A 6,872-nucleotide genomic window follows, 5' to 3' on the forward strand; every position below is an offset into this window, starting at 1 on the left:
CACATTTGGAATGCATTCCCCTGTGGGAGCGAGCCTGCTCGCGAATGGAGCGACACCAATCTTCAATCCGGGATCGGCAGGCTCAGGCTCTCTTTCACTTCTTCCATCACGATATAGCTCTTCGACTCCCGCACGTGCGGCAGCTTCAACAGAATGTCGCCGAGCAATTTGCGATACGAGGCCATCTCGGAAATACGCGCCTTCACCAGATAGTCGAAATCCCCTGAAACCAGGTGACACTCCAGCACATGCGGCAATTTCAGCACTGCGCGTCGGAACTCTTCGAAAGTGTCGCCGGATTTGTAGTCGAGGCTGATCTCGACGAACACCAGCAGACTACCCTTCAAGTGCTGCGGATTGAGTCGGGCGTTGTAGCCCATGATGATCCCCTCGCGCTCCAGCCGCCGCACCCGCTCTGTACATGGCGTGGTGGACAGACCGACCTTTTCCCCCAGTTCGGTAAACGATATCCGCCCGTCCGCCTGCAGGATCCGCAAGATGTTGCGGTCGATCTTGTCCAGCTCACGTTTGGTCTGAGTGTTGGTACGCATAGGGGATGCGCCTCCGTGAAAAGGGTTTTTGCCGAGAATTGTCGCCAAATATAGGCGCTTATACAGTGAAAAGCACTGGCCAATCTTTTTTACACTGCGCGCATCATTGCTCTAACAACAGACGTACGCGGCCCTGCCGCGATGAGGGATACAAAAATGCGCGTAATGGTCTTGGGTAGCGGCGTCATCGGTACCGCCAGTGCTTACTATCTGGCCCGTGCCGGGTTTGAAGTGGTGGTGGTCGACCGGCAGCCCGCTGCGGCCATGGAGACCAGTTTCGCCAACGCCGGCCAGGTGTCGCCGGGCTACGCCTCGCCGTGGGCTGCGCCGGGCGTACCGCTGAAGGCGATCAAGTGGCTGCTGCAGCGCCACGCCCCTCTCGCGATCAAGGCCACCGCCGACATCGATCAATACCTGTGGATGGCGCAGATGCTGCGCAACTGCACCGCCAGCCGTTACGCGGTGAACAAGGAGCGCATGGTGCGTCTGTCCGAGTACAGCCGCGACTGCCTCGACGAACTGCGTGCCGAAACCGGCATCGCCTACGAAGGCCGCAGTCTCGGCACAACCCAACTGTTCCGCACTCAGGCCCAGCTTGATGGCGCCGCCAAAGACATCGCCGTGCTGAAAGAGTCCGGCGTGCCGTTTGAAGTCCTCGACCGCGCCGGCATCGCCCGCGTCGAACCGGCCCTGGCCAATGTCACCGACATCCTCGCCGGTGCCCTGCGCCTGCCGAACGACCAGACGGGCGACTGCCAGATGTTCACCACGCGCCTGGCCGAAATGGCCGTGAAACTCGGTGTGGAATTCCGCTTCGGCCAGGACATCCAGCGCCTCGACTACGCTGGCGACCGCATCAACGGCGTATGGATCGACGGCAAACTGGAAACCGCCGACCGCTACGTGCTGGCCCTCGGCAGCTATTCGCCGCAACTGCTCAAGCCGCTGGGCATCAAGGCCCCGGTGTATCCGCTCAAGGGTTACTCGCTGACTGTGCCGATCACCAACCCGGACATGGCCCCGACCTCGACCATTCTCGACGAGACCTACAAGGTCGCGATCACCCGTTTCGACAACCGCATCCGCGTCGGCGGCATGGCGGAGATCGCCGGTTTTGACCTGTCGCTGAACCCGCGTCGGCGCGAAACCCTGGAGATGATCGTCAACGACCTTTATCCTCAGGGCGGCAATCTGGCTGAGGCGAGCTTCTGGACCGGTCTGCGTCCGACTACCCCGGACGGCACGCCGATCGTTGGCGCCACGCCGTTCAAGAACCTGTTCCTCAACACCGGCCACGGCACCCTGGGTTGGACCATGGCGTGCGGTTCCGGTCGTTTGCTGGCCGATCTGATGGCGAAGAAAAAGCCGCAGATCAGCGCCGAAGGCCTCGATATTTCCCGTTACGGCAACAAGCCTCAGGAGTCCGCAAAACATGGCAATCCAGCGCCAGCTCACCAATGAGCGCATGAGTCAGATCGTCACCCACAACGGCACCGTGTATCTGGCCGGGCAGGTCGGCGACGACTTCAACGCCGGAGTTGAGCAACAGACCCGCGACGTGCTCGCCAATATCGAGCGTTTGCTGGATCTGGCCGGGACTGACAAGCAGCATCTGTTGTCGGCGACGATCTACCTGAACGACATCGAGGCGCACTTTGCCGGGATGAACTCGGTGTGGGACCAGTGGCTGCCCAAAGGCGCCGCCCCGGCCCGTGCCACTGTCGAAGCGAAGATGGCCAAGCCGAGCATTCTGGTAGAAATCTCTATCGTCGCTGCGCTGCCGTAACCGTTGTAAAGATCCCTCTCCCGGCGCTGTTGGCGGTTCACGTCGTCAGTCGGCGCCGGTTTTTCTTCCCATGACCGCCTAGAAGTCTGCCGCCATGCGTCCTGCCCGTGCCCTGATCGATCTTCAAGCCCTGCGCCACAACTACCGAATTGCCCGCGAAGTCACCGGCGCCAAGGCGCTGGCGGTGATCAAGGCTGATGCCTATGGTCACGGCGCGGTGCGTTGCGCCCAGGCGCTGGAAGCTGAGGCTGACGGGTTTGCCGTCGCCTGCATCGAGGAGGCGCTGGAGTTGCGCGCGGCCGGCATCAAGGCCCCGGTGTTGTTGCTCGAAGGTATCTTCGAATCCGATGAGCTGGCACTGATCGTCGAGCACGATTTCTGGACCGTGGTGCATTCGCTGTGGCAGCTCGAAGCGATTGAGCAGGCGGCCTTGAGCAAACCGATCACCGTGTGGCTCAAGCTCGATTCGGGCATGCACCGCGTGGGTCTGCATCCGAAGGATTACGCGGCGGCCTATCAACGCCTGCTGGCCAGCGGCAAAGTGGCGAAGATCGTGTTGATGAGCCACTTCGCCCGCGCCGATGAGCTGCACGAACAGAGCAGCGCCGATCAGGTCGCGGTGTTCGAGGCTGCACGTCAGGGCCTCGCCGCCGAAGTCAGCCTGCGCAACTCGCCGGCCGTGCTCGGCTGGCCGCAGATTCACAGCGACTGGGTGCGCCCGGGCATCATGCTGTACGGCGCGACCCCGTTCGAAGAAGCCAACGCCGTGGCCGAGCGCCTGCAACCGGTGATGACTCTCGAATCGAAAGTCATCTGTGTGCGTGAGCTGCCCGCTGGCGAGCCGATCGGCTACGGCGCCAAATTCATCACCGACAAACCGATGCGTATCGGCGTGGTCGCCATGGGTTACGCCGATGGCTACCCGCGTCAGGCACCGACCGGCACGCCGGTGCTGGTCGCCGGCAAACGCAGCCGGATTCTCGGCCGCGTCTCGATGGACATGCTCTGCATCGACCTCACCGATGTGCCGGACGCCGGCCTCGGTTCGACCGTCGAGCTGTGGGGCAAAAACATCCTCGCCAGCGAAGTGGCGCAGTGGGCGGACACCATCCCGTACCAGATTTTCTGCAACTTGCGTCGCGTGCCAAGGCTCTATTCCGAGGCTTGACGCCGCTGCGGGGGCCAAGTGTTGTAAATACTGAACGCTGTCGCCATGATAACGCTCAATATTCTTACAACATCAGGAGGCTCCCGCCTTGGACGTCGGTGAACGACTGCAATCGATCCGCAAGCTCAAAGGGCTTTCCCAGCGTGAACTCGCCAAACGCGCGGGCGTCACCAACAGCACCATTTCGATGATCGAAAAGAACAGTGTCAGCCCTTCGATCAGTTCGCTGAGAAAGGTGCTGGGCGGCATCCCCATGTCCATGGTCGAGTTCTTTTCCGAAGAAATCCTGCAGGAAATCCCGACCCAGATCGTCTACAAGGCCAACGAGCTGATCGACATCTCCGACGGCGCCGTGACCATGAAACTGGTCGGCCGCGCGCACCCCAGCCGGGCTATCGCGTTCCTCAACGAAATCTACCCGCCGGGTGCTGATACCGGCGAAGAAATGCTCACCCATGAGGGCGAAGAAACCGGGATTCTGGTGGAAGGTCGTCTGGAATTGGTGGTGGGTCTGGAAACTTTTATTCTCGAAGCCGGCGACAGCTACTACTTTGAAAGTACCAAGCCGCATCGTTTCCGTAATCCGTTCGACTTGCCTGCGCGACTAATCAGCGCAGCCACGCCGGCGAATTTTTGAAGATAGAGGCGCCAAGCCATGACGGCGAAGGCATCCGAAGAGTTTTCCACAGCGCGGTATAACCCCTTCGACTATGGGGTTGTTTCAGTGTGGCGGGCTACCCGCTATACTTGCGCCCGCCTGCGAACCGTGGCCGCAGGCGTGAATAGCCACCATTGAGGGTGAACGCGTGAACCTAATTATGAAAATGCTGGCCGCACCAGCAACCGTACTGGCCCTCTGGGCTGTCAGCGCTCAAGCTGCGACGAATGACGACATTGCCAAACGCCTCGAGCCGGTCGGCCAGGTGTGCGTTCAGGGGCAGGAATGCAAAGGGATGGAAGTCGCAGCCTCCGCTGGCGGCGGTGGCGCAGCTAAAACTCCGGATGAGATCATTGCCAAGCACTGCAATGCTTGTCATGGCACTGGCCTGTTGGGCGCACCTAAAATCGGTGATGCAGCTGACTGGAAAAAACGTGCTGACAAAGAAGGTGGCACCGCTGCCGGGTTGGCGGCAGTTGCGCTGAAAGGGCTCAACGCCATGCCACCAAAAGGTACCTGCAGTGACTGCGAGGAGAAAGACCTCGAAGGCGCGATCCAGAAGATGTCCGGCCTGAAATAAGCCACGCTTCTGACGAAAAAAACCGTCCTCGGACGGTTTTTTTGTGCCCGCGATTCGCGGCGCGGGCTGTCCTTTGCAGCAAACTCAAGGCAAGCTCGGTCTACCTCTATTCACGGAACGGGCAGGAGGCTTCAGATGGTGCAGTTGTGTTCGATCGAACAGGCAGTGGACGAGGTGCTCGCACGCTTGCCGGCGCATATCCACATGGGCATGCCGCTGGGACTGGGCAAGCCCAATCACTTCGTCAACGCGCTGTACCGGCGCATCAAGGGCCTGCCCGAGCGGCAACTGACGATCTACACTGCACTGTGCCTGGGGCGGCCGAATCTGGGAGACGGTTTGCAGAAGCGCTTCATCGAACCCTTCGTCGAGCGCGTATTCGGCGACTACCCCGAATTCGATTTCCTCGCCGACCTGCAGCGTGACAGCCTGCCCGCCAACATCCGCATCGAACAGTTTTTCATGCAACCTGGCAGCCTGCTCAACAGCGCGCCGGCCCAGCAGGATTACGTCAGCAGCAACTACAGCCACGCCGCCCGCGACATCAACGCCGCCGGGCTGAACCTGGTGGCGCAATTGCTTGCCAGCAGCAGCGAACATCCCGACCGCCTGAGTCTGAGCTGCAACCCGGACATCACTCTCGACCTGTTGCCGATGATCGCCAAGCGCCGCGCCATCGGGGAAACCATCCTGCTGGTCGGCCAGGTGCACACCGAGTTGCCGTACATGCCCGGCGATGCCGAAGTCGATATCGACACCTTCGACCTGCTGATCGACGCGAAGGACAGCAGCACGCTGTTTTCCACGCCGAACATGCCGGTGGGCTTTCAGGATCACTTCATCGGCCTGCACGCCAGCACCTTGGTGCTCGACGGCGGCACCTTGCAGATCGGCATCGGCTCGATGGGCGATGCGCTGACCGCCGCACTGCTGGCGCGGCAAGCCGATAACCCCGGTTATCAGGCCTTGCTCAACGACCTCAATCTCAGCCAGTGGGCGCAACTGATCGAACGCGAGGGCGGCACCGCGCCATTCGTCAAAGGCCTGTATGGCTGCAGCGAAATGTTCGTCAACGGCCTGCTGGTGTTGGTGGACGCCGGGATCATCCGGCGCAAGGTCTACCCCGACGTGCAGACCCAGGAACAGGCCAACGCCGGCACTCTTGATGAAACTGCACAAACCGATGGCATCTCGGTGCACGGCGGTTTCTTCCTCGGCCCGCGCAGTTTCTATGAGCGTCTGCGTGAGTTGCCGCAGAGCAAGCGCCTCGAATTCAACATGACCCGCATCAGCTACATCAACGAGCTGTACGGGCAGGAAGAATTGAAGCGCTTACAGCGACTTGATGCACGGTTCATCAACACCGTGTTCACCATGACGCTGATGGGCGCGGGGGTGGCCGATCAACTGGAAGACGGGCGGGTGCTCAGCGGCGTTGGCGGGCAGTACAACTTCGTTGCCCAGGGGCACGCGCTGCACGATGCGCGCTCGATTCTGATCCTGCGCAGCTGGCGCGAGTCCGGCGGTGAGGTCAGTTCGAACATCGTCTGGGAGTACGGCCACTGCACGATCCCGCGACATCTGCGGGACATCGTGGTCACCGAGTACGGCATCGCCGATCTGCGCGGTAAATCCGATGCGGTGGTGATCGAGTCTCTGTTGAACATCAGCGATTCCCGTTTCCAACAGGGGCTGATCGAGCAAGCGCAAAAGGTCGGCAAGCTGCCGAAGGATTTCCATCTCGATCCACGCTTTGCCGAGAACACGCCGCAGCGTTTGCAGGCGATTGCCGCCAGGCATCCGAATCTGTTTCCGGAGTATCCGTTGGGCTGTGATTTCACGGTGATCGAGCGGGATCTGCTGCGGGCGCTGAACTGGCTGAAGAGCAAGTTCAAACTCACGGAAATTCTGGAACTGGGCAAAGCAGCCCTCGACGCGCCAGATGCCTCGACATTCCCCGAGCACCTGGAGCGCATGCAACTGACAAACCCGGAAGGCCTGAAAGAAGACCTGTTCCAGCGCCTGCTGCTCACCGGCCTCAAAGCCACCGCACAGTAACGGCCCACCGCAAAACCAACTGTGGGAGCGGGCTTGCTCGCGAAAGCGGTGTATCAGTCAACCAAGATGTC

General features: G+C 60.9%; 7 protein-coding genes. 6 read left to right on the top strand and 1 reads right to left on the bottom strand.

What is annotated here, in order from left to right; genetic code table 11:
• Positions 1-62 precede the first annotated feature (62 nt).
• On the bottom strand, positions 63-551 hold the full coding sequence (locus PseAD21_RS29050) for an Lrp/AsnC ligand binding domain-containing protein (RefSeq protein WP_003177284.1): 489 nt from the start codon (positions 549-551) through the stop codon (positions 63-65).
• Positions 552-707: 156 nt separating this feature from the next.
• On the opposite strand from PseAD21_RS29050, the gene dadA reads away from it, so the two are divergent.
• The 6 genes from dadA to PseAD21_RS29080 all read left to right on the top strand — a co-directional run bounded on the left by dadA (position 708) and on the right by PseAD21_RS29080 (position 6,801).
• Positions 708-2,012: a D-amino acid dehydrogenase gene (dadA, locus tag PseAD21_RS29055; protein WP_102359137.1), complete on the top strand. Its 1,305-nt coding sequence runs from the start codon at positions 708-710 to the stop codon at positions 2,010-2,012.
• Positions 1,984-2,337, top strand: a complete 354-nt coding sequence (locus PseAD21_RS29060) for a RidA family protein (protein WP_041071962.1) — start codon at positions 1,984-1,986, stop codon at positions 2,335-2,337. The genes dadA and PseAD21_RS29060 overlap by 29 nt, the downstream gene beginning before the upstream one ends.
• Positions 2,338-2,431: 94 nt before the next feature.
• Positions 2,432-3,505, top strand: a complete 1,074-nt coding sequence (alr, locus tag PseAD21_RS29065) for an alanine racemase (protein WP_102359138.1) — start codon at positions 2,432-2,434, stop codon at positions 3,503-3,505.
• An 88-nt stretch (positions 3,506-3,593) separates the two neighbouring features.
• Positions 3,594-4,142 carry a cupin domain-containing protein gene (locus tag PseAD21_RS29070; protein ID WP_025112726.1) on the top strand — a complete coding sequence of 183 codons (549 nt, stop codon included), beginning with the start codon at positions 3,594-3,596 and terminating at the stop codon, positions 4,140-4,142.
• A gap of 181 nt (positions 4,143-4,323) precedes the next feature.
• On the top strand, positions 4,324-4,743 hold the full coding sequence (locus tag PseAD21_RS29075) for a cytochrome c5 family protein (protein WP_102359139.1): 420 nt from the start codon (positions 4,324-4,326) through the stop codon (positions 4,741-4,743).
• A 135-nt stretch (positions 4,744-4,878) separates the two neighbouring features.
• The gene (locus tag PseAD21_RS29080; RefSeq protein WP_102359140.1) at positions 4,879-6,801 is read left to right on the top strand and encodes an acetyl-CoA hydrolase/transferase C-terminal domain-containing protein; all 1,923 of its coding nucleotides are present in this window, start codon (positions 4,879-4,881) and stop codon (positions 6,799-6,801) included.
• Positions 6,802-6,872 lie beyond the last annotated feature (71 nt).

It is taken from the genome of Pseudomonas sp. AD21 (genome assembly GCF_002878485.1).
GTDB lineage: Bacteria > Pseudomonadota > Gammaproteobacteria > Pseudomonadales > Pseudomonadaceae > Aquipseudomonas.